The organism is Millisia brevis NBRC 105863 (assembly GCF_001552615.1).
Lineage (GTDB): Bacteria > Actinomycetota > Actinomycetes > Mycobacteriales > Mycobacteriaceae > Millisia > Millisia brevis.
Map to the genome: position 1 here is coordinate 230,042 of NZ_BCRN01000006.1, position 25,034 is coordinate 255,075.

22 protein-coding genes are annotated in these 25,034 nt (G+C 69.5%); 18 read left to right on the forward strand and 4 right to left on the reverse strand.

The features are described 5' to 3' along the window. Positions 1–37: 37 nt before the first annotated feature. From MB1_RS10935 to MB1_RS11000, 14 genes are all read left to right on the forward strand, one after another. The gene (locus MB1_RS10935; RefSeq protein ID WP_066906651.1) at positions 38–610 is read left to right on the forward strand and encodes a dimethylamine monooxygenase subunit DmmA family protein; all 573 of its coding nucleotides are present in this window, start codon (positions 38–40) and stop codon (positions 608–610) included. Further along, positions 607–1,632 (forward strand): PDR/VanB family oxidoreductase, encoded by a 1,026-nt coding sequence (locus MB1_RS10940; RefSeq protein WP_066906653.1) that lies wholly within the window; start codon positions 607–609, stop codon positions 1,630–1,632. Before MB1_RS10935 ends, MB1_RS10940 begins: the two co-directional genes overlap by 4 nt. Before the next feature lie 38 nt (positions 1,633–1,670). Beyond that, positions 1,671–2,666: a heme-dependent oxidative N-demethylase family protein gene (locus tag MB1_RS10945; RefSeq protein WP_439646935.1), complete on the forward strand. Its 996-nt coding sequence runs from the start codon at positions 1,671–1,673 to the stop codon at positions 2,664–2,666. Continuing rightward, positions 2,663–3,208, forward strand: coding sequence for a dimethylamine monooxygenase subunit DmmA family protein (locus tag MB1_RS10950; RefSeq protein WP_066906657.1), 546 nt, complete (start codon positions 2,663–2,665; stop codon positions 3,206–3,208). The genes MB1_RS10945 and MB1_RS10950 overlap by 4 nt, the downstream gene beginning before the upstream one ends. Then, complete coding sequence (locus MB1_RS10955) at positions 3,205–4,203, forward strand: PDR/VanB family oxidoreductase (protein ID WP_066906659.1); 999 nt, start codon at positions 3,205–3,207, stop codon at positions 4,201–4,203. Before MB1_RS10950 ends, MB1_RS10955 begins: the two co-directional genes overlap by 4 nt. Then, a complete protein-coding gene (locus MB1_RS10960) occupies positions 4,200–5,231 on the forward strand; it encodes a heme-dependent oxidative N-demethylase family protein (RefSeq protein WP_066906661.1) in 1,032 nt (343 codons plus the stop codon). Before MB1_RS10955 ends, MB1_RS10960 begins: the two co-directional genes overlap by 4 nt. Before the next feature lie 206 nt (positions 5,232–5,437). Beyond that, positions 5,438–6,802, forward strand: a complete 1,365-nt coding sequence (locus tag MB1_RS10965) for an ammonium transporter (protein ID WP_066906663.1) — start codon at positions 5,438–5,440, stop codon at positions 6,800–6,802. Continuing rightward, positions 6,799–7,014, forward strand: a complete 216-nt coding sequence (locus MB1_RS10970; protein ID WP_066906665.1) for a hypothetical protein — start codon at positions 6,799–6,801, stop codon at positions 7,012–7,014. The genes MB1_RS10965 and MB1_RS10970 overlap by 4 nt, the downstream gene beginning before the upstream one ends. A gap of 271 nt (positions 7,015–7,285) precedes the next feature. Then, positions 7,286–8,686 carry a type III glutamate--ammonia ligase gene (gene glnT, locus MB1_RS10975; RefSeq protein WP_084351454.1) on the forward strand — a complete coding sequence of 467 codons (1,401 nt, stop codon included), beginning with the start codon at positions 7,286–7,288 and terminating at the stop codon, positions 8,684–8,686. Between the two features lie 48 nt (positions 8,687–8,734). Further along, a complete protein-coding gene (locus MB1_RS10980; protein WP_066906667.1) occupies positions 8,735–9,673 on the forward strand; it encodes a class II glutamine amidotransferase domain-containing protein in 939 nt (312 codons plus the stop codon). After that, entirely contained in the window at positions 9,661–10,401 is a 741-nt protein-coding gene (locus tag MB1_RS10985) for a protein glxC (RefSeq protein WP_066906669.1), read from the forward strand. Before MB1_RS10980 ends, MB1_RS10985 begins: the two co-directional genes overlap by 13 nt. Positions 10,402–10,474: 73 nt before the next feature. Further along, positions 10,475–11,821, forward strand: a complete 1,347-nt coding sequence (locus MB1_RS10990; RefSeq protein WP_066906671.1) for an FMN-binding glutamate synthase family protein — start codon at positions 10,475–10,477, stop codon at positions 11,819–11,821. Beyond that, positions 11,818–13,008, forward strand: a complete 1,191-nt coding sequence (locus MB1_RS10995; RefSeq protein ID WP_066906673.1) for an NAD(P)/FAD-dependent oxidoreductase — start codon at positions 11,818–11,820, stop codon at positions 13,006–13,008. Before MB1_RS10990 ends, MB1_RS10995 begins: the two co-directional genes overlap by 4 nt. Before the next feature lie 52 nt (positions 13,009–13,060). Further along, positions 13,061–13,711 (forward strand): helix-turn-helix domain-containing protein, encoded by a 651-nt coding sequence (locus MB1_RS11000; RefSeq protein WP_066906675.1) that lies wholly within the window; start codon positions 13,061–13,063, stop codon positions 13,709–13,711. A 194-nt stretch (positions 13,712–13,905) separates the two neighbouring features. Here the strand turns inward: MB1_RS11000 and MB1_RS11005 are convergent, their stop codons facing one another. The 3 genes from MB1_RS11005 to MB1_RS11015 all read right to left on the reverse strand — a co-directional run bounded on the left by MB1_RS11005 (position 13,906) and on the right by MB1_RS11015 (position 17,385). Next, entirely contained in the window at positions 13,906–15,666 is a 1,761-nt protein-coding gene (locus tag MB1_RS11005) for a cutinase family protein (protein ID WP_084351456.1), read from the reverse strand. Between the two features lie 313 nt (positions 15,667–15,979). Then, a complete protein-coding gene (locus tag MB1_RS11010; RefSeq protein WP_245650130.1) occupies positions 15,980–16,687 on the reverse strand; it encodes a TetR/AcrR family transcriptional regulator in 708 nt (235 codons plus the stop codon). A 59-nt stretch (positions 16,688–16,746) separates the two neighbouring features. Continuing rightward, positions 16,747–17,385, reverse strand: a complete 639-nt coding sequence (locus tag MB1_RS11015) for a CHAP domain-containing protein (RefSeq protein ID WP_066906677.1) — start codon at positions 17,383–17,385, stop codon at positions 16,747–16,749. A 121-nt stretch (positions 17,386–17,506) separates the two neighbouring features. On the opposite strand from MB1_RS11015, the gene MB1_RS11020 reads away from it, so the two are divergent. Then, positions 17,507–18,412, forward strand: coding sequence for an acyl-CoA thioesterase domain-containing protein (locus tag MB1_RS11020; protein WP_084351459.1), 906 nt, complete (start codon positions 17,507–17,509; stop codon positions 18,410–18,412). Position 18,413: 1 nt separating this feature from the next. Here MB1_RS11020 and MB1_RS11025 read toward each other — a convergent pair whose 3' ends face one another. Next, positions 18,414–19,391, reverse strand: a complete 978-nt coding sequence (locus tag MB1_RS11025; RefSeq protein WP_066906679.1) for an NAD(P)-dependent oxidoreductase — start codon at positions 19,389–19,391, stop codon at positions 18,414–18,416. 177 nt (positions 19,392–19,568) lie between these two features. On the opposite strand from MB1_RS11025, the gene MB1_RS25055 reads away from it, so the two are divergent. From MB1_RS25055 to MB1_RS11040, 3 genes are all read left to right on the forward strand, one after another. Further along, entirely contained in the window at positions 19,569–20,735 is a 1,167-nt protein-coding gene (locus tag MB1_RS25055) for an FIST signal transduction protein (RefSeq protein ID WP_169801640.1), read from the forward strand. Between the two features lie 6 nt (positions 20,736–20,741). Continuing rightward, positions 20,742–23,465: a putative bifunctional diguanylate cyclase/phosphodiesterase gene (locus MB1_RS11035; RefSeq protein WP_066906683.1), complete on the forward strand. Its 2,724-nt coding sequence runs from the start codon at positions 20,742–20,744 to the stop codon at positions 23,463–23,465. A gap of 76 nt (positions 23,466–23,541) precedes the next feature. Then, positions 23,542–25,026, forward strand: a complete 1,485-nt coding sequence (locus MB1_RS11040) for a flavin-containing monooxygenase (protein WP_066906685.1) — start codon at positions 23,542–23,544, stop codon at positions 25,024–25,026. Positions 25,027–25,034: the final 8 nt, after the last annotated feature.

Sequence of the window (25,034 nt, forward strand, 5' to 3'; positions counted from 1 at the left end):
CCGTCGATCCACCTCCACTCGGAAAGGGTGAGCGGTCATGAGTGTCGAAACGACCACCGAACCGGCCCCCGGACTTCCGGTCTGGCCGATCGAGCCCGAACCGGTCGATCCCACCGCGGCGACCTACCTGATCATCGCGATCGGGACCGACCCGGCGACCGCGGAGGTGGCCCGCTCCTGGGTCGCCGCCGCGGAGCACCGGGCGCCAACCCGACTCGTCGTGGCCGATGGCGTCGAATCCGATGCTGCCGGCCATGACTCGGCAGGCATCGGCCGTGCCGACATCGTCACCGCTCTGCAGGCGGCTCGCGTGGGCGTGCGCATCATGGTGGTGGGCGGTCAATACGACGTCCTGACCACCCTGGCGATCGCCCGCGCGCGGGGAGCGGGTGAAGCCGAGTTGCGGTGCTTCGTCATCGACGCCGAAGCACCCACGGTGGACCTGCCGGTGTACTGCGCGCACTGTCGGGCCACCCATCGCATGCACACCAGCCCGGGCGGTAGCGCCGTCTGCCCGGGGTGCGGGCGCCGGCTCGAGGTGCACGAGCACCACTCGGCGGCCCGCGGCAGCTTCCTGGCCTCCGACGCGGAAGCGAGGGATCTCCGGTGAGCGCACCCACCGAATCGCGCGCCTCGCTGCATCAGCACCCCATCTACCGTATCGAGGCGCGGATGCTGACCGTGGCGGCGATCACCGACCTCACCCCGACCATCCGCCAGGTGGTCTTCACCGATCCGACCGGGCGCCCGCTGCCCTCGCACGAGCCCGGCGCGCACGTCGTGGTCACCACCCATCCGGGTACCGAGCGGCAGAGCCGCAACGCCTACTCGCTGACCGGGGACGGCGTCCTGCCCCGCGACTATCGAATCTCGGTGCTGCGCAAGAGCGCCGAGGACGGCGGCCGGGGTGGCTCGGAATGGGTCCACACCCTGGGCGTCGGCGACCTCGTCGAGATCGAGGGGCCGCGTTCGCATTTCGCTCCACGCCACGATCAGCGTCACGCCCTGCTGGTCGCCGGCGGCATCGGGATCACCCCGATCCTGTCGCACGCCCGGGCGCTGCGGCGCTGGGCGGGCACCGCCGAGGTGCTCTACGCCTACCGCGAGGGATTCGGCGCGCACCTCGACGATCTGGCCGAACTCGGCCGGTCCCCGGGCATCACCGTGCATCTCGCCACCGGCGAGTCGGAGATGCTCGACCTGATGACCTCGCGGTTCGCCGATCAGCCCCTCGGCACGCACGCCTACGCCTGCGGCCCGGCGGGTCTGCTCGAGACCTATCAGCAGGTGGGTCGGGACGCAGGCTGGCCCACCGACCGCATGCATCTGGAGCGGTTCGCCGCACCGGAGCTCGATCCCGGCGCCCCCTTCACCGCGACGGTGCTCTCCACCGGCACGCGCGTGGACGTCGCCCCCGGGGTGAGCCTGTTGACCGCCCTGCTCGAAGCCGGGGTCGCGGTACCGAATCTGTGCCGACAGGGGGTCTGCGGCGAATGTCTGATCCCCGTCCGGTCGGGTGAGGTCGAGCACCGTGACTTCGTTCTGTCCGAAGACGAGCGCGCCGTTGGGGATCGCATGCTGTGCTGCGTCTCCCGCGGCGTCGAGAACGTCGAATTGGAGGTCGACCTGTGACCGCTGTAACCGTTGCGACCGAGGCGGTCCCCGCCCCCATCGAAGCGGCCCCGATCCAGGGGCATACCGCCCGCCTGCCCTGGCCCTTCCCCGACGATCTGTCGGCATTCCGTTATTCGGTCAACGTCGAGCCCGGGCGCAGCCCGCACCGGACCGCCGCCGGGCAGTGGGGCGCCCACATCGTCGACCTCGGCGGTGAGGAGTACGGGGCGATCATGGCCGAGCGGCGCCGCATCCTCGACGCCGACCCGCAGCGCCTCAAGATGATGCCCGGCATGATGCCGGCGGCCTGGGATCTGTTGCTCTACTACCTGCGCGATCTGTCGCTGTCCTATCCGGCGATCATGTCGCTGGAGGAGGACGGCGACCGATTCCATTGGCGCAACCGGGCGCTGGGCACCGACCAGGCATTCGTGCTCGGCGACCTCGACAGCCTGCCCTACGACCCGATGACCTTCCTCGGCCGCGAGATCCCCGACGATCTGCTGCTGGTCAAGGAGCGCGACGGCAAGTTGCACTTCGACGCGGGGCTGGTGACCTTCGCGGCGGCGTGGTCGGTGTCCTTCGACGTCGGCATGAGCATGTACGAGATCCACAGCCCCGTCCCGCGGATGAACCGCGAACGGATCACCGCGCGGGCCGAACAGTTCCTCTCCCATCTGCCGGCCGATCAGGTCTACCGCCGGGTGAACTGGACGTTGTCGGCATCGGGCTCGCGCAAGCTCGACGTCAGCCTCGAGGAGCTGCCCGAGTGGGGTACCGACATCGCCGAACTCGTCCGGGACAAGGATTGGGGCCGGCTGCAATTGCGGATCGAGGTCGAACACTTCATCCGACTGCCGATGACCGGGGCGGTCACCTTCAACATCCGCACGCATATGAGCTCCCTCGAGGAGATCAAGCGCATCCCGGCCTGGCGCGATCAGCTCGCCACCGTCGTCCTCGAGCTTCCGGAGGATCTGGCCGCCTACAAGGGTTTCCTCGACTACCGACAAGACGCCATGGCCTGGTTGACCGACGGGAGCGCCTCGTGAAGCCCAACTACACCAGCGTGCCCGGCTGGGCCCGCTCCGCCGCGGTCGAGGCGGCCGATCGGCGCGGACGCTCGCATACCGTATTGGCGATCGGGGGCGGCGACGCGCTGGGCGTCGCCGACGCCTGGGTGGCCGACCTGGCCGACACCGGGGCGCAGATCCGCCGACACGACTGCCCGGACGTCGACGCCGCGCGGGCGGCGCTCACCGACGATCTGAGCGCGGCGACCGTGGGCCATCGCGTCGCGGTGGCCGGCCCGGTCCGCGACTGCCTGGCGCTGCGGGCGGCGGCGATCGCCGCCGGCCTGGCGGACGACGAACTGCGCTTCGGGGTGGTCTCCGTCGCCGAACGCAGCGTCTGGTGCGTGCACTGCCGGGCGGTGACCGAGGCGACCGTCGAGATCGAGGCGACCGTGCCGTGCAGCGGCTGCGGCCGGGAGCTGGTGGTCTACCCGCATATCTCGCGTCGCATGGGCCACCACCTCGGCTTCATGGTCGACGCCGAGGATCAGCCCTACGAGCAGCCGGAGGTATCGGCATGAGCGTCGGAAGCGATCGGCTCGACCTGGTGGTCGCGGCCGTCTCCGAGGAGGCGCCGGGCATCCGGCACGTGCGCATGCGGCGTGCGGACGGCGGCGCCCTGCCGCCGTTCACCCCCGGCAGCCACATCGTGGTCGAGATCCCGGCGGGCAGGGGCCGCGCGCGCACCCTGGCGAACGCCTACTCGTTGACCGGCGAACCGCGCGAGCCGGTCGACTACGAGATCTCCGTGCTGCGCTGCCCCACCGCCGACGGCGGTGCGGGCGGCTCGGAGTGGATTCACGAACTGGCGGTGGGCGATCCGGTCACCGTCCTGCCGCCGCGCAGCTCCTTCCCCCCGATCCGCTTCGCCCGCAAGCACGTGCTGGTCGCCGCCGGGATCGGGATCACCCCGCTGCTGTCCCATCTGCGCTCGCACGCCCGGTGGGGGCACGAGGTCGAGGTGATCTACCTCTATCGGGACGGCATGGGCGCGCACGCCGACGAGGTGGCACGGCTCGGCGGTGACCGCGTCACCGTGGTGCACGACCGCGCGAGCTTCCTGGAACTGCTGCCCGAGCGTCTGAGCGGGCAGCCGATCGGTACCCATGTGTACACCTGCGGGCCGGCGAGCTTCATGGACACCGTCGTCGACATCGCGGTCGACACCGGATGGCCGGATAGCCGAATTCATCTGGAACACTTCGGCATCGACGCCCTCGATGCCGGCGACCCGTTCACGGTGACCGTCACCGACGGCCCGACGTTCGAGGTGGCATCGGGTACCAGCCTGCTCGAGGCGCTCGAGGACCACGGGATCGCCGTGCCGAATCTCTGCCGACAGGGCGTCTGCGGCGAATGCCGGGTGACGGTGGTGCCGTCCGACGACGGTGGTCCGCTGCACCGGGATCTGTATCTGTCCGAGGAGGACAAGGCGTCCGGGTCCTGCCTGATGGCCTGCGTCTCACGAGCCCTGCCCGATGCGAACGGGCGCGCACATCTGGAGGTCAAGCCATGACGATCACCGACCACGACGCGGCCGCGGCGGGCTATCGGTCCGCCCCGGATCTCGTCCGGGGTTTCCCCTTCCCGTTCCCCAACGAGATCTACCGCTACTCGACCAATGTCGAGCCCGCCCCCGCCGCGGTACCCACCCCGGCCGGCCAGTGGGGCGCGGCGGCGGTCGACGTCGACTCCGAATACCTCCACGAACTGGCCGAGCGGGCGGAGGTCCTGCGGCGGGATCCGAGCCGCTACGCGCTGCTACCCCATATGGACGTCGCCGCCTGGGACGCGATGCTCGTGCTGATGCGCGAGCTGGCCGCCACCCATCCGGAGGACTTCGAGCTGACCCTGCTCGAGTCGGGTACCCGACCCCGATACCACTGGCGCAACGCCCTTCTCGATATCGACCACACCTTCACCCTCGGCGATCCGAGCACCCTGCCCGCCGAACCTCTCGCCTGGATCACCAGCCAGGTGCAGGAGGATATCGTGCTGCTCGATCAGCGCGACGGGGTGCTCTACGGCGATGCGGGCGTGGTCACCTTCGCGGCCGACTGGTCCTTCGGCTTCGACGTCGGCATGACCTTCCTCGAAATCCACGGCCCGGTACCGCGTCTGCACAGCGAGGGCGTGATCACCCGGGCCCACGAATTCCTGCTGCGCCTGCAGCCCGGCCAGTGCTACCGCCGCACCAACTGGACGCTGACGGTCGGGCGGCGCCTGGACGTGTCGACCGAGGTCTACCACGAATGGGGACCCGACCGGGAGATGATCCAGACCGTCGACGACGAAACCTTCGGGCGTCTGGTGCATTTGCGCGTCGAGGTCCAGCATCTGATCCGCCTGGCGGAGTCCGGCGCGATCATGTTCCTCATCCGGACGTACATGTTGCCCTTCGCCGATCTCGCCCGGATCGAACCGTGGAAAAACCGAACGGCCGATATTTTGGAGGAGTTGCCGGAGGATATGGCCGACTACAAAGGGATCATCAAGTTTCGCGGACGAGCAGCCGAATGGCTCAGAGCGGCGCCCGGCGCCTGACTTGTCGGACTCTTCGGGCCGAAATGTCCGGTCGCGCAACGACGGTGTAACCGTTCCGGTCTCATCACGAAACCGTCGTCCGTTTTCATCCCAGTAGACAAAGTCCATTCTCTTGATCATTTCTTTCTCCGGCGATCAGCACCGTTGGTGATCACCGTGTCCCTGTAGGCGATCGTGTCGATCGCATTCTCGTCCTGGAGGCATTAGTGACACCCGACGACGCCCTGGTGGCCATGGAGTCGGTCCTGACCGACTTCTTCTACTGGGTCTCCACCGCTCTGATGATCTTGATTCACGCCGGCTTCCTCGCCTACGAGATGGGCGCATCGCGCTCGAAGAACGTGCTGGCGACGGCGATGAAGAACCTGCTGACCTTCGCGGTCACGATCGCCGCCTTCTTCTTTGTCGGGTGGTGGTTCTACAACGCCTTCTACCGCTTCCCCGTCGATGCGATCGACCCCGCGACCGCGGCCCTGCCGTGGAGCGAGGACATGGGACCGAACATCACCTCGGTCACCGGCATCTTCTGGGCCGCCTTCGCCCTGTTCGCCGCGACCACCGGCTCGATCATGTCCGGCGCGGTTCTGGAACGTATCCGCACCAGCGCCTTCCTGATCCTGTCGACCGTGCTCGGCGCGGTCGTGTGGATCATCGGCGCCTCCTGGGCCTGGCACGGCTCGGGCTGGCTGTTGACCGAATGGGGCTGGCACGACTTCGGCGCCGCCGGCGCGGTGCACCTGATCGCCGGCGCCTTCACCCTCGGCGTGCTGATCAACCTCGGGCCGCGCATCGGACGCTTCGTCAACGGCAAGGCGGTCACCATCCGCCCGCACAACCTGCCGCTGACCATGCTCGGCCTGATGCTGATCTTCGTGGGCTTCTTCGGCTTCCTGATGGGCTGCGTCGTCTACACCAACACCGGCTACTTCACGATCTTCGGCTCGCCCACCTCGCTCTCCGCGGTCGCCTTCAGCACCCTGATGGGTCTGGCCGGCGGCATCATCGGCTCGTACATGAGCTCGCGCGGTGAGCCGTTCTGGACGATCTCCGGCGGCCTGGCCGGCGTCATCTCCGTCGCCCCCGGTATGGACCTGTACCACCCGGCGGTCACCTTCATCATCGCGCTCGTCGGCGGCTTCATCGTTCCGTTCATCGGCAAGCTGCTCGAGCGCTTCCAGCTCGACGACGTGGTCGGCGCGGTGGCCGTCCACGGCGGCTGCGCGATCTACGGTCTGGTCGTCTCCGGATTCGTGCTGTGGGGTATCCCGAACGTCGAGCTGGAGGGCTTCGGCACTCCCCCGGATATCAACCCGCTCGGCCAGATCGGCGGCATGGTCGTGATGGCCGCCCTCGGCTTCATCCCCGGCTACCTGCTCTCGCTGCTGCTCAAGCGCCTCAAGGTGTTGCGCATCCCGGCGGAGATCGAGGAGATCGGCCTCGACCTGAGCGAGGTCCCGGCCACCCCGTACCCCGAGGGCATCCCGGTGACCGCGATGAACGGTTCCTCGAACGGCAGCTCCAACGGCGTCTCCAGCAACGGAGCCGTGGCAACCAAGGAGGTATCGGCATGAGCCATATCGACACGTACGACGGCGCGACCTGGGTCTACACCTTCGGACCGGGCAGCTTCATGACCGTCCTGTTCGTCATCCTGGCCATCGCATCCGTGATCGGATTCCTGGCGATGATGACCCGTCACGAGAATCACGCCTACGCCGCGATGCTCGCCCACGAGCCCGTGGAGCCCGGTCCCGCCGTCGAAGGCGAACCGCAGGCCTACTGATCGCCCGGCCCTTCGGCTCTTCCCACATCTCGGCACGACGCCGCCCCGCCGCCATCGGCAGGGCGGCGTCGTTCATGTTCGGCCGTGTTTCCCGGATCCGGGGAGAACGTGACGCGTCCGTAAAGCTCCCGAAACACGAGAGCGGTCTACTGGTCGTAGACAACGATTCCTATCAGTTAACATGGTGGTCGACACCCGATCACCGGCATCCACTGCCCCGCAGTCCACCCGATGCGCTGCCCCCGCAGACCAACCACGGAAGGCGATACCGATGACCCGAGTGACCGCCGACAGCACCACGAACGGTCGGGTCGACGCCGACCCCACCGCCGTGGCCCGCCCCGATGACCTCGCCGCGCTGGCCCATGCTTCCGGGACCACCTTCATCCTCGCGCTCTTCGTCGATCTCAACGGCAAGCCCTGCGCCAAGCTGGTGCCGGTCGAGGCGGTCGAGGAATTGCAGAACGATGGTGTCGGCTTCGCCGGCTATGCCGTCGGCGCGATGGGCCAGGAACCGAAGGATCCCGATCTGATCGCCCTGCCGGATCCGTCGTCGTTCACTCCGATCCCCTTCGTGCGGGAGGGCCTGGCGATCGTGCACTGCGATCCCCACGTCAACGGCACGCCGTGGCCGTACGCGCCGCGCGTGATCCTGCGCAATGTCCTCGATCGTCTGCGGACCGAGCAGGGCCTCGAGGCCTACGCCGGCGCCGAGGTCGAGTACTTCCTGGTGCGCCGGGATGCCAGTGGGAAGCTGGTCACCGCCGATCCCGGCGACAACGCCGCCCAGCCCTGTTACGACGCCCGCGGCGTCACCCGCATGTACGAGCACCTCGCCGCGGTCTCGCGGGCGATGAACACGCTCGGCTGGGAGAACTACGCCAACGACCACGAGGACGGCAACGGCCAGTTCGAGCAGAACTTCGCCTACGCCGACGCGATGACCACCGCCGACCGGGTGATCACGCTGCGCTACCTGCTGTCGATGATCGCCGAGGAACGCGACATGATCGCGACCTTCATGCCCAAGCCCTTCGCCGATCGGACCGGATCCGGGCTGCACCTGCACCTGTCGCTGTGGCGCGACGGCGCTTCGGCCTTCCCCGACGCCGCCGACGAGCGCGGACTGGGACTGTCCGAGGTGGCCTACGAGTTCACCGCCGGCATCCTCGAGCACGCCGGAGCCCTGCAGGCGATCCTCGGACCGTCGGTGAACTCCTACAAGCGCACCGGTGCGGTCAGCACGACCTCCGGCGCCTCCTGGGCGCCGCGCTTCCCCACCTACGGCGGCAACGACCGGACCCACTTCATCCGCATCCCCGACGGCCACCGCATCGAGCTGCGCGGCGGCGACGGGTCGGCCAACCCCTACCTGGCGATCGCCGCCTCGGTCGCGGCCGGCCTCGACGGGATCACCCGCTCGCTCGATCCCGGCACGGTCGGCGGTGACAACGGCACCTCGCGCGCCGCGCTGCCGCAGACCCTGCTGCACGCGGTCGACGCCCTCGACGCCGACCCGGTCATCCGCGGCGCCCTCGACGCGGCGACGGTCGAGCCGGAGGAGACCAAGTCGGTGGCCGACTACTTCAGCCGGATCAAGCGCGAGGAGTTCTTCTCCTGGCACTCGACGGTCGGCTCCTGGGAGCTCGACCGGTACCTGACCGCGTACTGATCGCCCTGCCCATCCCTTCGGAACGCACCTCTTCGGGAAAGGAATCTCATGTGCGGAATCGTCGGGTTGCACCTGCGCAACCCTGATCTTCACCCGCGGCTCGGTGAGCTGTTGACCGGCATGCTGGTCGAAATGCAGGACCGGGGGCCCGATTCCGCGGGCGTCGCGGTCTACGGTGATCCGCGCTGGTCGCCGGCGGGAACGGTCACCGTATCCTTCGTGCCCGATCCGGCGTCGACGTCGATCGTCGCGCCGGCCCCCGCCGCCGAGGTCGCCGCCACGCTGACCGCGCTGCTGGGCGCCGAGGTGACGGTCGTCGACGCCGGGCCGACCCTGGTCGCTCATACCCCGATCGGCGACGACGCCGCGGCCACCGTGGCCGCCCTGCGCGCCGCGGTTCTGGAAACCTACCCGGACGCACTGATCGCCGGATTCGGCGAGTCGGTCGCGGTGCTCAAGGGCGTCGGGCATCCCCGCGTCCTGGCCGATGCCTACGACCTGCCGTCGGCGCAGGGCTGGCAGGGGGTCGGACATACCCGGATGGCCACCGAGTCGGCGGTCACCGCCGGCGGCTGCCATCCCTACGCGGTCGGCCCCGACCAGTGCCTCGTGCACAACGGATCGTTCTCCAACCACGCGACGATCCGCCGCGATCTGCTCGCCCGCGGCGCGGAATTCGACTCCGAGAACGACACCGAGGTCGGTGCCCGCTTCGTCGCCGACCGGCTCGCCGCCGGCGCCGACGTCGAGGTCGCGCTCAAGGAACTGTGCGCATCGTTCGACGGCTTCTACACGCTGCTGGTCTCGAACGCCTCCTCCTTCGCGGTGGTCCGCGACGCGATCGCCTGCAAGCCCGCGGTGATCGCCGAGACCGACGACTGGGTGGCGATGGCCTCCGAGTACCGCGCCCTGGTGGGGCTTCCCGGAATCGACACCGCCCGTATCTACGAGCCCGAGCCCGAAAGGATCTACGTATGGACGCGCTGAGCACGGACCCGCTGACGGAGGTCGCCGGAGCGGTGCGCGAGGTCGACCTGGCCGTCACCCCGCTGCGCTCGATCAACACCTGGCTGCACGGCCGACCGACCGACGATCTCGCCCCATTGGCCGAAACCGATGCAGTCACGATCCGCAATCCGCGCGGCGCCCACGCGCTGGCGGTCGGTCTCGACTCCCCCCGTCGGGTGGAGATCGCCGGACACGTCGGCTACTACGCGGCCGGGATGAACAAGGCCGCCGATGTCGTGATCACCGGCAACGCCGGTGTCGGCGTCGGCGAGAACATGATGAGCGGCTCGGTCACCGTGAAGGGCAACGCCTCCCAGTCCGCCGGTGCCACCGCACACGGTGGGTTGCTGGTGATCGAGGGCGACGCCTCGGCGCGGTGCGGGATCTCGATGAAGGGTGTCGACATCGTCGTCGGCGGGTCGGTCGGCCACATGAGCGCCTTCATGGCGCAGGCCGGTCGACTGGTGGTGCGCGGCGATGCCGGTGAGGCACTGGGCGACTCGATCTACGAGGCCCGCCTCTACGTGCGCGGTTCGGTCGCCTCCCTCGGGGCGGACTGCATCGCCAAGCCGATGCGCGAGGAGCACCGCGAGGAGCTGGCCCACCTGCTCAAGGCGGCCGGCTTCGAGGACGACGACCTGTCGGCCTATACGCGGTACGGCTCGGCGCGCACGCTGTACCACTTCCACTCGGACAACACCTACTGACGGCCCGTCCGGCCCGGGCACCCGCCGGGCCGGACCGCGTCGACGCCCACCCGACATCCATGCAGGAGCGACCATGAACGACGATCTCGCGCACCGCGGGCTGCGCCCCTCGGCAACCTTCGATCCGGCGACCGTGCACGCGATCCAGCGGGCCGCGACCACCGGCATCTACGACATTCGTGGCGGCGGCGCCAAGCGGGCGCTCCCCCACTTCGACGATCTGCTCTTCCTCGGTGCCAGCATGTCGCGCTACCCGCTGGAGGGCTACCGCGAAACCTGCGGTACCGACGTGGAATTGGGCACCCGCAATGCCCGCTTCCCGCTGCACCTCGATATCCCGGTGACGATCGCCGGGATGAGCTTCGGCGCGCTGTCCGGCCAGGCGAAGGAAGCCCTCGGCCGCGGCGCCTCCGAGGTCGGCACGTCGACGACCACCGGTGACGGCGGCATGACGCCCGAGGAGCGGGGCCAGTCCAAGCACCTGGTCTACCAGTACCTGCCGAGCCGCTACGGGATGAACCCCGACGACCTGCGGGCCGCGGACGCGATCGAGATCGTGCTGGGCCAGGGTGCCAAGCCCGGTGGCGGCGGCATGCTGCTCGGCCAGAAGATCAGCGAGCGGGTCGCCGGAATGCGCACCTTGCCCGAGGGTATCGACCAGCGCAGCGCCTGCCGCCATCCCGACTGGACCGGCCCGGACGACCTCACCATCAAGATCAACGAGCTGCGTGAGATCACCGACTGGGAGAAGCCCATCTACGTCAAGGTCGGAGCCTCGCGCACCTACTACGACGTCAAGCTCGCCGTCCACGCCGGCGCGGATGTCGTGGTGGTCGACGGGATGCAGGGCGGTACCGCCGCCACCCAGGACGTCTTCATCGAACACGTCGGCATCCCCACCCTGGCGGCGATTCCCCAGGCGGCGCAAGCGCTTCGGGAACTCGGTGTACACCGGGCGGGCAAGGACGGCGTCCAGCTGATCGTCTCCGGAGGTATCCGGCACGGCGCGGACGTCGCCAAGGCCCTCGCCCTCGGCGCGGACGCGGTGTCGATCGGCACCGCCGCCCTGATCGCCCTGGGCGACAACGATCCCCGCCTCGACGAGGAATACCGCAAGATCGGCTCGGCCGCCGGGTACTACGACGACTACCAGGACGGGCGCGACCCGGCGGGCATCTCCACCCAGGATCCCGAGCTGGCGAAGCGGCTCGACCCGGTCGCCGCCGGTCGGCGGGTGGCGAACTTCCTGCGGGTGCTGACGATGGAGGCGCAGACGATCGCCCGCGCCTGCGGCAAGGCGCACGTCACCCACCTCGAGCCGGAGGATCTGGTGGCCCTGACCATCGAGGCCGCCGCGATGGCCCGTGTCCCGCTCGCCGGAACCGACTGGGTCCCGGGCCGGCCCGGGGCGGGCTGGTGAGCACCGAGACCGCCGACGTCGTCATCGTCGGCGGTGGCCTCGAGGGCAGTTCCGCGGCCTATGCGCTGTCGCAGTTGGGCATCACCGATGTGGTCATCGTCGAACGCGGCACCGTCGGATCCGGCATGACCGCGAAGTCGAGCGGCATCGTGCGGTGCCACTACGGCGTACCGTCCCTGGCCGCGATGGCCACCGACAGCCTGGACACCTTCGAGAACGCCGAGGAGATCTTCGGCGCGGACATCGGCTTTCGGCAGATCGGCTACGTCGTCGGGGTCGGGTCGCCGAATGTCGAACCGTTCCGCGCCAGCCTCGCCGCCCAGCAGGCGGTCGGTGTGCTGACCGAGGAGGTCGACGCCGGCGCGGTGGCCGATCTCTGGCCGCAGGCGGACCTGTCCGACTTCGCCGCCTTCGCCTACGAGAAGCGCGGCGGCTACGGCGACGCCTATATGACCGCCCAGGCCTTCGCCGGTGGGGCCCGCGCCGCCGGGGTGCGGCTGCGCCAGCAATCCCCGGTCGTCGATCTGCTGGTCGAGGGCGACCGGGTGACCGGGGTGCGGCTCGCGGACGGCTCGACGATCTCCGCGAACACCGTGGTCGTCGCGACCGGCGCGTGGACGCGAGGGTTCCTGGCGCCGTTCGGATTCGACATCCCGATCCGGGTCCACCGCGAGGAGATCGTCATGGTCGCCCCGGGCGCCGACCTCGGCCCGGTACCGGTCTTCTCCGATCTGGTGTCGCTGCAGTACGTGCGCCCGGAGGTCGGTGGGGACATCCTGTTCGGCAACAGCGATCTGCAGCAGATCGAGGACGCGGATCCGGACGGCTACTCCAACCGGCTGACCGAGACGATTCGGGATATCGCGGTCGACAAGATCGGCACCCGATTCCCGGATCTGACCGAGGCGGCGATCAGCGGGGGTTACGCCGGCTGCTACGACGTGACGCCCGACTGGAATCCGATCATCTCGCGGATGCCGCTCGACGGGCTGGTGCTCGCGGCCGGCTTCTCCGGGCACGGGTTCAAGATCTCGCCCGCGGTCGGACGCCTGATCGCCGACCTGGTCGTCGAGGGGCGCTCCCGCGATCCGCGTATCCCGGAGCGGGACTTCCGCTTCGAGCGGTTCGCCGAGAACGATCCGCTGACCACGGCTTTTCCGTACGTCGGCGCCGGCGAGATGCGGTAACCACCGGGGTCAGCGTTTCCCCATAGTGGACAGTGCCCGTACAGTACGTCAGGTGCCCGACGAGACCCCGCTGCTGCGCAACCAATCCGGAACCGCCCGGTTCCGCGATCCCCGTGACCCGGTCGAGGAGCTCGAGCTCGAGACGGCGATCGCCCGGAATGTTCGACGGCTCCGGCATCAGATGGGCCTGTCGGTCGGGGATATGGCAGCGCGGGTCGGCATCTCCAAGGCGATGCTCTCCAAGATCGAGAACGCCCAGACCTCCTGCAGCCTCAGCACGCTGTCGCTGCTCGCCCGCGGGCTCGACGTGCCGGTGACGTCGCTGTTCGGCGGGGCGGAGGGCGAGCGACCGGCGTCGTTCGTCAAGGCCGGGCAGGGGGCGCGCATCGCCCGCGAGGGCACCAAGGAGGGACACGAGTACCAGATGCTGGGCTCGCTGCGGGGCGAGCACAAGCGCCTCGAATGCCTCGAGGTCACCCTCTCGGAGCGCAGCGAGACCTATCCGATGTTCCAGCATCCGGGTACCGAGTTCATCTACATGCTCGACGGCATCATGGACTACCAGCACAGCCGGTCGGTATTCCGCCTGCACCCGGGTGACTCGTTGCAGATGGACGGCGAGGGCGCGCACGGTCCGGCGGACCTGGTCGAGCTCCCGATCCGTTTCCTGTCGGTGATCGCCTTCCCCGACTCGACCGTCTGACCCGCGCGCACCTGCCGATCGGTCCCCGCGGCCGGGAACCTGTGCGTGGGTCTTCCTCAGCGCAGCGCCGAGACGATAATCTCCTCGGCCACGCCCTGAGGAGGATGGGCGCACGCCACACGACAAGGCACAGGGCCGCGCCACCGATATCGGTGGCGCGGCCCTGTGTCGTGGTGGAGATCCGGACCGTTCCGTTACGGGATCGGCACCGGGGTGGTGGTCGTCAGGGTCGGCAGCGTCGGGGGCACCGATCCGTCCGGCGCGGTGCTCGACGCGGTCGTCGCCTCACCGGTCGGGGTCGACGCGACCGACGGGGTCTCGACCGGGGCGGCCGCCTGCTGCTCGAGGGCCGCGGTGGGTGCGGGGGTAACGGCCGGCGCGGGGGTACCGGCCGGGGTGGACGAGCTCGAGCCGGCCGACGAGGACGCGGCGGAGCTGCTCGATGCGCCCGGAGTCGTCGAACCGGACGCCGCCTCACTCGACGTCGTGCCACCGGTGGTGGTCCCGCTCGTGGTCGAGCCGGTGGAGGTGGTCGTGGTGGTCGACGCCGCCGAGGACGCCGCCGCCGTCCGTGCGCTCGCCGCCGCGAGGGTGCGGGTATCCCGGTTGTCCGCTTCGCGGGCGAGCTGGGTGAGCCAGTCCGCCGCGTACTGCCCCGAGCTGACCGGCTGACCGTTCGCCGGATCGGCGTCCGACCAGTAGTCGAAGTGCTTGCCGTCCGGTCCCAGGGTCTGGCCGTAGGGGTCGCTCATCGCGACCGGGATCGTGTTCTGGTTGTCGGCCACGAAGCCGACGACCTCGTCGCGCACCTTCTTGGGCAGGTAGCTGATGTTCTGCAGCTGGTTGAACGCGATCGCCACCGGCTGCACGTCCTCGAGCGGCATCGCCGGCTGGTAGTCCGGCGCGGACACCTTGACCAGGACGTCGAGGAAGGTCTGATCGCTCGCCATCCAGTTCTCCTGGGAACCGATCTCCGCGAAGGCCAGCATCGAGATGTGGCCGATCACGCCGGCCATGTCGAGCGCCGTCGGCACGGTCAGCCCGTCGCGCTCGTAGGCGTCGACGTCCATCTGTCGACCGACGTTGACCGCCAGCTGCAGCAGCGCGATGCTCTCCGGCGCGTCGCAGGTCAGATCGCCCTGGACGCAGAAGGAGGCCACCTTGCCGTCGAGGGCGCCGAAGCTGCCGCCGGTGTCCGGCATGGCACCGCCACCGGACGCCGAGACCGCGCCCGTGCGGTAGTCGGTGGTGTAACCGTCGGGGTGGGTCGCGCTGCTCGAGCCGGGGAAGGCGCCCTCGCCCGGCGCGCGGCCGGCGTCGGCGAAGACCACGACGCCGACGACGTTGTTCGGATCGACGATGTCGTAGGAGCCGTCCGAGCCGGCTTCCTGGTTCCCCACGTCCATGGCGACCCGGCGGGCGACATCCGCGCCCTCGCTGTAGCCGACGATGGCGAACTGGGTGTTGGGGCAGTTCTGTCGGATCGAGTTGATCACCGACTTGGTGTTCGTCACGCCGGTGTCGACCGCGTCCTCGTAGGAGGACATGTTCGCCGGGTAGTCGATGTAGATCGCCGCATAGGAGTCCGGATCGACCGCGCCCTTCGGCTGGTTGACCACCGGGTCGAGCCAGCGGCTGCTGTAGTTCGAGGAATCGACCGCGGGCATCGGGTTGCCGTTGGCGTCGATCAGGCGGGGCTTGTCGGCACCGGCGACGTCGTTGCGTCCGGCGATCGAGATGCTGACCATGTCGTAGCACGGCATCGTGTCACCGGTCGCGGTCAGCGCGGTGCCGATCGTCGAGGGCAACGACGGGTTGATCGCCAATGCGCTGCCGACCACCGCCAGCACGCCGATCGCTCCGATGGCCACCACCCGCTTGCCGTCGGAGCGCCGCCACCACCGCCGCCGCTCGGCGGGCGGTGTGTCCACCGACGTCGATTCCTGAAAATCCATGTACAGACTCCTCGATGTTCCGGGTCGCGCCTGACGCCGCGATTACCCCGACGCATTCACCGGTGGGTCTGTCGTATGCGAATAGAGGTTCGTTACACGGACCAATCCCGCCGACACGGGTCTGTCCATCGATCGTGCGACGACCGGTAGTACCCGGCCTGACCTGCGCCTACCGGTTCCGCCATAGGGTTTGTCGGCAATGCGAGCCGCATCGTTACAGAATTCACGGACTTTCAACAGAATCGAACGGGCCGACCCGGAATACGACGACAATTCCGACGCGATATGCCGGAATTCTGTGAGAATGCTGAGATTATCCGGATGCGGGCGAGGTGACCGTATCGAGCAGGAAGTCCAATCCCCGACGCAGATCGGCCGCCGGCTCGTCGCCGCGCAACTGCCGGATGAGGGTGTGCTGGAACAACCCGTCGAGCAGGGCGTACAACAGCTCGGGTTCGACGACCAGTCGTCGCTGCGAGAGCGCCGCATAGCGCGTCACGATCCGCAGCATCAGATCGCCGATCCCGGCGTCCAACTCCGCCACGTCGGCCGCGAGCGACCGCTCGAACATCGCCTGACTGCGCAGGTCGTACCAGAGCCGCTGCATGTGGGCGTCGTCGATCAGGGTGGAGACCATCGCATCGGCGAAGGTACGCCGCAAGTCCTCGACGGTGGCGCTCGGCAGGACCGCGCCCTCGTACCGCATCACGCAGCGCTGCTTGTACCGCCGCACGCAGTAGGTGATCAGCTCGGACTTGTCGTGGAAGTAGTAGTGCAGCACGCCGTGGGTGAAGTCGGAGTTCTCGGCGATATCGCGGAGGCTGGTCTGCGCATACCCGCGCTCGGCCAGCGTGGCGAGGGCGACATCGGCCAACTCCTCGCGGCGCACCTCGAACTTGTGCGCCCGACGCTTGCTGCGCTCGGGTGTCGACGTCGCCTCGGTCTGCCCGGCGACCGTCTGCTTGGCGACCTGCTTGGTGACCACGGTGCTCCGCGCTCCCTCCCCCGGTACCCGCCTCACCGCCGGACTCTACTCCGACGCCCGGCCGAAACTCCGGCATTGTGGATCGGGCCCGGCGATCATCCGGCGATCGCGGGGCCCTCCGGCAGCTGCCCGAAGCCGATGACCGCCCCGTCGTCCTCCCAGCGCAGCCGATGCAGCCGGACCGCCCCCGTCTCGTTGCCGCCGAGGGTGATCGCGGTGCCCGTCTGCGGATCCGCGGACACGACCATATTGGTGTGCTCGCTGCCGAACGGTGAGATGTAGAGGACGACGTCGCCGGTGCGCGGCACGTACCCGGTGTCGGCCGGGACGAAGCGCTGCTCTCCGACGAAGTAGTCGTGCAGCGTCCAGACGCCGGGGATGCGCCAATGCCCGGAGTTCGGGTTGACGTAGGGCGCGCCGGCGCGGGACATGATCCAACTGACGAAGTTGGCACACCAGGCCTGGGTGACACCCTCCGAATAGAACGGCCCCGATTGCGGGTCCCGATACTGCTGCTCGAGCTCGTCGAGGACGCGGCCCTGCAACGGCGTCAGAGCGCTGCGATCGACCTCCGGAAAGGCGACGGTATTCCACGGGACGTACCGTTCCGGCACCAATCGAGGTACCAACAAACCGCCGGCGACAACGGCGAGCGCCAGCACCACCGCCACCCCGATCAATGGTCGAGGGATTCGGCGGCGGGCAGCGCGAACCGGTGGCTGCGAAGCGGACATTCCTCCATCGTATGGGCGCCTGCCACGGCGGGGCGGCCGCGCGAACCGCCGATCGCTGCCGGCCGACCGTCGGTGCCGGTAACGTCCAGCGCCGAACGAGCGGGCGGACAGGAGCGTCGAGATGACCGTGACATCCGGAACACCGGCCTACTACGAACGGGACGGCGATCGACTCGTCCCGTTGCCGCCGGCGCTGAGCGCCTGGTCTCCCCGCGACGTCCACGGCGCCGCGGTCTGCGCGGTGGTCGGCCGCGCCCTCGACCCCCACCTTGTCCTCGACATGCCCGTTGTCCTCGACATGCCCGGCACAGACCCGACGGGCGACCCTGCCGGCGATGCGGAGCCGGCGGTCTTCGTACCCGCCCGGGTGACCGTCGACCTCTTCCGCGCCGTGCGCGCGGAGCCGCTCGAGACCCGCACCGAGGTCGTCCGCGACGGCAATCGCATCCGGGTGGTCGACGTGACGGTCCACCAACTCGGCGGCGTCGTCGCCCGGGCCACCGGTGTCTTCCTGCGCCGGTCCGCCCATCCGGTCGGCGAGATCTGGCAGCGCCCCTACCGGCCGAGCCCACCGCCGGAGGCCGATGCGGCCGCCCCGACCGAGCGCCCCTGGTACGGCAGTGACGCCGCCGGATGGACCCGCAGCATCGCCGACCACCAGAACGCCAGCCGCAAGCGGCTCTGGGCGCGCCATATCGCCGCGGTCGCCGGCGAGCCCGCGACCCCACTGATCCGCGCGGCGGCGGCGGCCGAGTCGACCAGCCTGCTGACCAACTGGGGCAGCGAGGGTATCGGCTTCATCAACGCCGACCTGAGCCTGGGCCTGGCCCGGCTGCCGGTGGGCGCCGAGATCGGGATCGAGGCCGACAGCCAGGTCGGCGCGGACGGAATCGCGGTCAGCACCACCACGCTCTACGACCGGGACGGCGCCTTCGGCAACGGGATGGTGATCGCGGTGTCGAACGCGGCTCGGCAGATCGACTTCACCGTGCCGCGCGAGATGCGCGGCGCCCACACCCGGCTGTAGCTCACCGCCCGGCGAGCGGCTCGTCGGGTGGGGTCACCACCCCGGTCGGCTCCCCCGCGGCGTAGGCCAGGATCGCGTCCGCGGCCGACCCGTAGAGGGTCTCGAGCACCCCCCACTCGACGTATCCGAGGTGCGGGGTCGCGGTGACCTGCGGCAGCGCGATCAGGGGGTCGGTGGCCCCGAGGACGGGTTCGTCGTCGAAGACGTCGATCGCCGCACGGCCGGGGCGCCCCGCGGCGAGCGCCGCCGCCAGGGCGCCCGGAGCGACCAGCCCGGCCCGCGAGGTGTTGACGAACAGTGCGCCGGGTTTCATCCGGGCCAGGTGGTCCGCCGTCACGATGCCCGCGGTCGACGCGTTGAGCGGCAGATGAACGGTGAGCACGTCGCTGCGGGTGAACAGGTCTGCGGTGTCGGCGGCGACCGCGTAACCGGCCGCGGCGGCCCGGTCGGCCGAGCCGGCCCGCCCACCGACCAGCACCTCCATCCCGAAGGCGGCCCCGACGGCCGCCACTCGGCCGCCGATGCCCCCGAGTCCGAGGACCCCGAGCGTCGTGCCGATCAGCCGGGTGCCGACACTGCCCTGCCAGGACCCGGCGCGCAGTCGAGCGACCTCGTCCGGCAGCCCGCGCAGCGCCGCCAGGATCAACCCCCAGGTCAACTCGGCGGTCACCGCCGGGGTCCCCGACCCGACGGCGCTGACGACGATGCCGCGCTCGGCGAGCGCGCGCAGATCGAGGTGCGCGGTATGCCGGCCGGTCTGGGCGATCATCCGCAGGGTGTCGAGGCACTCGACCACCTCCCGCGGCAGCGCGGTGCGCTGCTGCAGCAGGATCGCGGCCTCGCAGCCGTGCAATCGCTCGATCAGCGCGGCCCCGCGCACCGAGTCGCGGAACACCACGACCTCGTGATCCCCGAGCCGACGTGCGGCGTCCAACGCGCCGAAAGCTCCCTGATAGTCGTCCAGGACCGCAATCCGCATTCGTCCCTCCTTAGAGCGCGTCCCACATACCTTCGTCCGGCAAACGCGACCCAACCCGAATGGTCGCCACAAACCGCCCACCAGGGCGGTAGTCTGAGTCGGAAATCAATCGGGTCGGGACCGATACGAGAATGGCACGTGGAACAAACCGGGCAGAAACCTCTTCCGGTTCCGTCTGTGGTGTCCGGGACCGGTAGCAGTACCCTTTCCGACTCCCGGGCGGCCGGGGCGCAGGCGGTCGACGTCGCGCTGTCGGCTCTCGGCGGAGCCGCACCCGACCTCGTGATCGTGCACGCATCCCGCGAGCACGATCTGCGCGAGGTCGTCGCCGCCGTGCGCGCGCGTACCGGCGCCGCGGAGGTGGCCGGGGCGAGCTGTGATCGCGCGTTCGCCGACGGCGTCCTCAACCCGCCGAGTGGAGGTGTCATGGTCGCGGTGCTGACCCGTGGCCCCTACCGTTTCGGGGTCGCCTCGACCGTTGTCGACCCGACGGCGGGGACCTTCCAGGCCGCGGCCGCGACCGCCCGCACCGCCCGGGACAACGCCCGGTCCGCGCTGCCGTACGCCGCGGCGATCGTCTACGGCGATCGGCACGTCCATCGCCATCAGGACACCCTCGCGGGCATCCACCGCGTCGCGGGTTCGGCGGTCCCGTTGATCGGGGGCGCCGCGGGCGATTCGCGACGCCTCGACCAGACCGTTCTGCTGCACAACGACACCGTCATCGCATCGGGCATCCTCATCATCTGGATCGCGGCACCGTATCCCCTCCAGGTGACCGTAAGCCACGGCTGGACGCCGGTCGGGCTGCCCTGCCTGGTGACCCACTCCGAGGGCACCGCGATCCTCGAGATCGAGGGGCGCGACCCGCTGGAGGTCCTCGCCCGCTATCTGCCCGACGGCGGGGCCGATCGACATATTCGCGGCGACGGCCCGGACACGATCGACGTCGACCGCAGCTTCGCGCTCGGCCTGATCGAACCGGACGGCTCCCAGCTGGTGCGGGTGATCTATCTGGACCGATTCCGAACCCTGCACTCGCTGACCCCGCTGCCGCAGTACTCGGCGATCCAGGTGGTCACCAGCGACCCGGAAGCCCTCCTGGACGCGGCCCAACAGACCGCGCGACGCGCCGTCGCGGCGCGACCGGCCGGTCTGGTCTTCGCGGTCAGCTGCGTCGACCGGCTGGCCGTCCTCGGCGACCGCGCGGCCGAGGAGCCCGAGCGCATCCGTCGCGGCAGCGCCGGGGCGCATACGTTCGGACTGTTCACCTACGGGGAATTCGCGCGGATCTCGAGCGTGACCGGCTACCACAACGCCACCATCGTGGCGCTGGCGCTGTAGGCCGCGATGACCGATCAGATGGCCGACATCCGGCTCCCCGAACCGCCCGACGACGATCTGCGCCCCCTGCTCGAAGAGGCGACCGCCGCCGCCCGCACCGCCTATCACTCGACCACCCGGATGATTCGGCTGCTCGCCGCCGCGCGGCTCGGTTCGTCTCCGGACGAGGTCGTCGAGCACATGCTCTCCGTGCTCTCCGAGGTCTTCGGAGCGGCGATCACCCTGGTGGGCCGCATGACAGCGGATCGCCTGGTGATCCAGCAGGCCTGCGGTTTCGCCGAACACGATCCCCGCCTGATCAACGGTCTACCCCTCGACCGGCAGTCGCGCTCCGCGTTCGGCCAGTCGGGCATCGGTGTCGACGACCGGACGCCGACCTCCTCGATGCCCAGCGCCCTGGTCGGTCTCGGCGGCAGCGCGGTCTGGGCGCCGCTGTCCACCGAGGACAGCGCGGGCCAGGACATCGTCATCCTCTGCCGCGCCGAGGGCGAACCTTTCGGCCAGATCGATCGCCAGGTTGTCGAGTCGGTCGCCGACCGGCTGCGCTCGTCGCTCGATCTGGCCGACTACGCCGACACGATGACGCACCTGGCGCAGTCGAGCCACCGGCTGGTCCGCCAGCTCGACCCCTCCGCCCTGCTGGACGAGGGTGTCGAGATCCTGCGCACGCTCGCCCGGGCGGACGGCGCGTGGCTGTTCACCGTCGGCCGCGACCACCTGCCCGCCGAGCTGCACATGGGCACCGGCGGCGAGCCCGCCCGCGACTATCACGGTCCGATCCCGCCCGGCTGGTTCTCGATGATGCGCGGCGGTCGTCCGGTGGTCTCCAAGCGGGGCAGCGAACATGTGCTGACCGTGCCGGTGCGCCGCGGCGACAACGCGGTCGCGATGCTCTACGCCGCGCGCGAGGGCCGCCCCTTCCCGGGCAATATCGGCGTGGTCGCCTCGGTCTTCGCCGGCCACCTGTCCGCGGCGCTCGAGAACGCCGAGCTCTACCGCGCGCTCGGCGCGAGCGAGAACCGATTGCGCCTGATCACCGAGGCGATCAGCGATATGGTCGCGATGATCGACTCCAACGGCTGCTTCCTCTACGCGTCGCCGTCGTTCCTGCGGGGCCTCGAACGCGACCCCGAGCGCCTGATCGGCAGTCCGATCAGCGCCCTGGCCCACCCCGACGAACGCCGCGGGTTGGAGGAGGCGCTCGAGCGGGTCCTGCGCTGTCCCGGCGGCGACGAGGCGCCCCGTGACGCGCGGGAGGCGAAGGTCGAGTACCGGGTGCACATGGGCGGTTCGCGCTGGGCCTGGGTGGAGAGCGCGATCCGCACGACCCCCAGCCAGACCAACGCCGTCGTCGTGTCGACCCGCGTGATCGACGATCGCAAGCAGCTCGAACGCGAGCTGGTCCAGCGGGCCACCCACGACCCGCTGACCGGCCTGGCGAACCGCGCCCTGATCGCCCAGGAGGTCACCCACAAGCTCGCCACCCGGCGGCCGCAGCACGCGATCGGCCTGCTGTTCTGCGATCTCGACGACTTCAAGGCGATCAACGACCGCCTCGGGCACGAGGCGGGCGACCAATTGCTCGTCCAGGTCGCCCGCCGCCTGCGCAGCCCGCTGAGCCCGCGCGATCTGCTCGGCCGTTTCGGCGGCGACGAATTCGTGGTGGTGATCGACCGCGTCGCCCATCTCGACGACGTCAACGACATGGCCCGGCGGCTGGCCGCCGTCCTGCGCGAACCGTTCCTGCTCGGCAACGACTGGGTGCGGGTGACCGCGAGTGTCGGCGGGGTGCAGGGCGCCCCCGGCTCGGCGACGATGTCCTCGATGCTGCGCGACGCCGATGCGGCGATGTACACCGCCAAGGCCGACGGCGGCGGTCTGGTCACCGTCTTCGACGACGACGCCTCCTACCGTTCGCTCGACCGCCTCGACCTGCGCTACGAGTTGAGCACCGCGCTCGAACGCGGCGAACTGCAGGTGCACTACCAGCCGATCTGCGATCTGCAGACCGGCGAGATCACCGGCTTCGAGGCGCTCGCCCGCTGGCTGCACCCCGTGCGCGGATGGGTGCCGCCGGACGTCTTCATCCCGTTGGCCGAACAGTCCGGCGCGATCGTCGAGATCGGGCAGTGGGTTCTCGGGCAGGCCTGCCGTCGCCTCGCGCAGTGGACCCGGCCGGACGGCTATCCGCCGCTGACGATGAACGTCAACCTCTCCCCGGTCCAGCTCGACGAGCCCTACGTCGACGAGCGGCTGCTCGACGCGGTGCTCAGCAACGGCGTCGATCCGCGGCTGATCTGCCTGGAGGTCACCGAGTACGGCTACCTGCGCACCGACGTCTACCGCGCCGTCGACATCCTGCATCGAGCCGGCATCCGATTCGCCCTGGACGATTTCGGAACCTCGCACGCCAGCCTGAGCCGGCTCAAATGGTTCCCGCTGGACTCGATCAAGATCGACCGCTCCTTCGTCGCCGGGGCACCCTCCGACGATATCGACCGCAGCGTCGTGGTCGGCGTGCTGGCGATCGGACGGTCGCTGGGCCTCAACGTCGTCGCCGAGGGCGTCGAGGGACCCGAACATCGCGCGGCCCTGTTGCGACTCGGATGCACCTCCGGTCAGGGCTACCTGTTCTCCGCGCCGTTGCCCGCGGCCGCGATCGAGGATCTGCTCCGACGGCGGGGCATGTTGCGCGGCGGTACGCGGCCACAGGTGCTCGATCGGGCCTGAACATCGTCGACCCCACCCCGCGGACCGGTTACTATGACGATCGGTAACACTTTTCGCCGGGGAGAGGGAGTACGACATGGAGCCCGATTACGACGCGATCATCGTCGGTGCGGGATTCGGTGGGATCGGGGCCGCCATCGCGCTGCGCAAGCAAGGGCTGAACAACCTGGCGATCCTCGAGCGCGAATCGAATCTCGGCGGCACCTGGCACGTCAACCACTACCCCGGCCTGTCGGTCGATATCGCCTCGGTCACCTACTCGTACTCCTTCGCGCCGAATCCGCACTGGTCGCGGATGTACGCGCCGGGTGAGGAGCTCGAGAAGTACGCCCACCACGTCGTGGCGACCTACGACCTCGAGCGCCATATGCAGTTCGACACGACCGTCACCGGCGCCGTCCACGACGACGAGAGCGGCCTGTGGCGGGTCTCGATCGAAGGCCGCGAGCCGATCACCGCCCGCTACCTGGTCGCGGCCACCGGCTTCCTGTCGCAGCCGTATACGCCGCCGTTCCCCGGCATCGAAACGTTCACCGGCGACATCCTGCACACCGCCGACTGGGACAACAGCTTCGATCCCACCGACCGCTCGATCGCGGTGATCGGCACCGGGGCGACCGCGGTGCAGTTGATCCCGAAGCTCGCCGAGCGCGCCCGCAGCCTCACGGTCTTCCAGCGCACCCCGATCTGGGTGATCCCCAAGGTCGATACCCCGATTCCGGCGCCGGTGCGCCGACTCTTCGAGCGGGTCCCGGCCACGCAGCGCGCGCTGCGGTCGGTCAACAACACGATCCTCGAGGGCGTCATGGTGGTCGGCGTCCTGCAGTACGGCCGCCAGCGCATCCTCAACCGTGCGGTCGCCGCCGCCTCGAAGCTGTTCATGCGCACCCAGGTCCGCGATCGGAAGACCCGCAAGCAGCTGACCCCGGACTACGACTTCGGCTGCAAGCGCCCGACGTTCTCCAACCAGTACTTCAAGGTCTACAACCGCAGCAATACCGCGCTCGAGACCTCCGGGATCGACCACTTCCGGTCGAACGCCCTCGTCGCCGCGGACGGCACCGCCTATCCGATCGACACGGTGGTCCTCGCGACCGGGTTCAACCTCTGGGACACCAACTTCCCCGCCTTCGAGATCATCGGCCGGGAGGGTCGCGACCTCGGAAAGTGGTGGCGGGACAACCGTTTCCAGGCCTACCAGGGCATCACGGTGCCGAAGTTCCCGAACTTCCTGAGCCTCAACAGCCCCTATTCGTACAACGGGCTGTCCTACTTCACGACCATCGAGGGTCAGATGCGGCATATCGAGCGGCTCTTCGGCGAGATGCGCCGTCGCGGGGTGACCGGCTTCGAGGTCACCGAGGAGGCCAATCAGCGGTTCCTCGACCGGATGACCGAGAACCTGAGCACCTCGGTCTTCTACGCGGGCGACTGCTCCGGATCGAACAGCTACTACTTCAACCAGCACGGCGAGGCGGTGCTGCTGCGGCCGACCTCCACCCGCGCCGGCCTCAAGGACGCCCGGACCTTCCCGCTCAGCGACTACACCTACGCGCAGTAACACCCGCC

Excerpts from the sequence above, each read along its gene's own strand:
- MB1_RS10935 (WP_066906651.1), top strand. The coding sequence starts at position 38 with ATGAGTGTCGAAACGACCACCGAACCGGCCCCCGGACTTCCGGTCTGG.
- MB1_RS10955 (WP_066906659.1), top strand. The coding sequence starts at position 3,205 with ATGAGCGTCGGAAGCGATCGGCTCGACCTGGTGGTCGCGGCCGTCTCC.
- MB1_RS10960 (WP_066906661.1), top strand. The coding sequence starts at position 4,200 with ATGACGATCACCGACCACGACGCGGCCGCGGCGGGCTATCGGTCCGCC.
- MB1_RS10970 (WP_066906665.1), top strand. The coding sequence starts at position 6,799 with ATGAGCCATATCGACACGTACGACGGCGCGACCTGGGTCTACACCTTC.
- glnT (WP_084351454.1), top strand. The coding sequence starts at position 7,286 with ATGACCCGAGTGACCGCCGACAGCACCACGAACGGTCGGGTCGACGCC.
- MB1_RS10980 (WP_066906667.1), top strand. The coding sequence starts at position 8,735 with ATGTGCGGAATCGTCGGGTTGCACCTGCGCAACCCTGATCTTCACCCG.
- MB1_RS10985 (WP_066906669.1), top strand. The coding sequence starts at position 9,661 with ATGGACGCGCTGAGCACGGACCCGCTGACGGAGGTCGCCGGAGCGGTG.
- MB1_RS10990 (WP_066906671.1), top strand. The coding sequence starts at position 10,475 with ATGAACGACGATCTCGCGCACCGCGGGCTGCGCCCCTCGGCAACCTTC.
- MB1_RS11005 (WP_084351456.1), bottom strand. The coding sequence starts at position 15,666 with ATGGATTTTCAGGAATCGACGTCGGTGGACACACCGCCCGCCGAGCGG.
- MB1_RS11015 (WP_066906677.1), bottom strand. The coding sequence starts at position 17,385 with ATGTCCGCTTCGCAGCCACCGGTTCGCGCTGCCCGCCGCCGAATCCCT.
- MB1_RS11020 (WP_084351459.1), top strand. The coding sequence starts at position 17,507 with ATGACCGTGACATCCGGAACACCGGCCTACTACGAACGGGACGGCGAT.
- MB1_RS11025 (WP_066906679.1), bottom strand. The coding sequence starts at position 19,391 with ATGCGGATTGCGGTCCTGGACGACTATCAGGGAGCTTTCGGCGCGTTG.
- MB1_RS11035 (WP_066906683.1), top strand. The coding sequence starts at position 20,742 with ATGACCGATCAGATGGCCGACATCCGGCTCCCCGAACCGCCCGACGAC.
- MB1_RS11040 (WP_066906685.1), top strand. The coding sequence starts at position 23,542 with ATGGAGCCCGATTACGACGCGATCATCGTCGGTGCGGGATTCGGTGGG.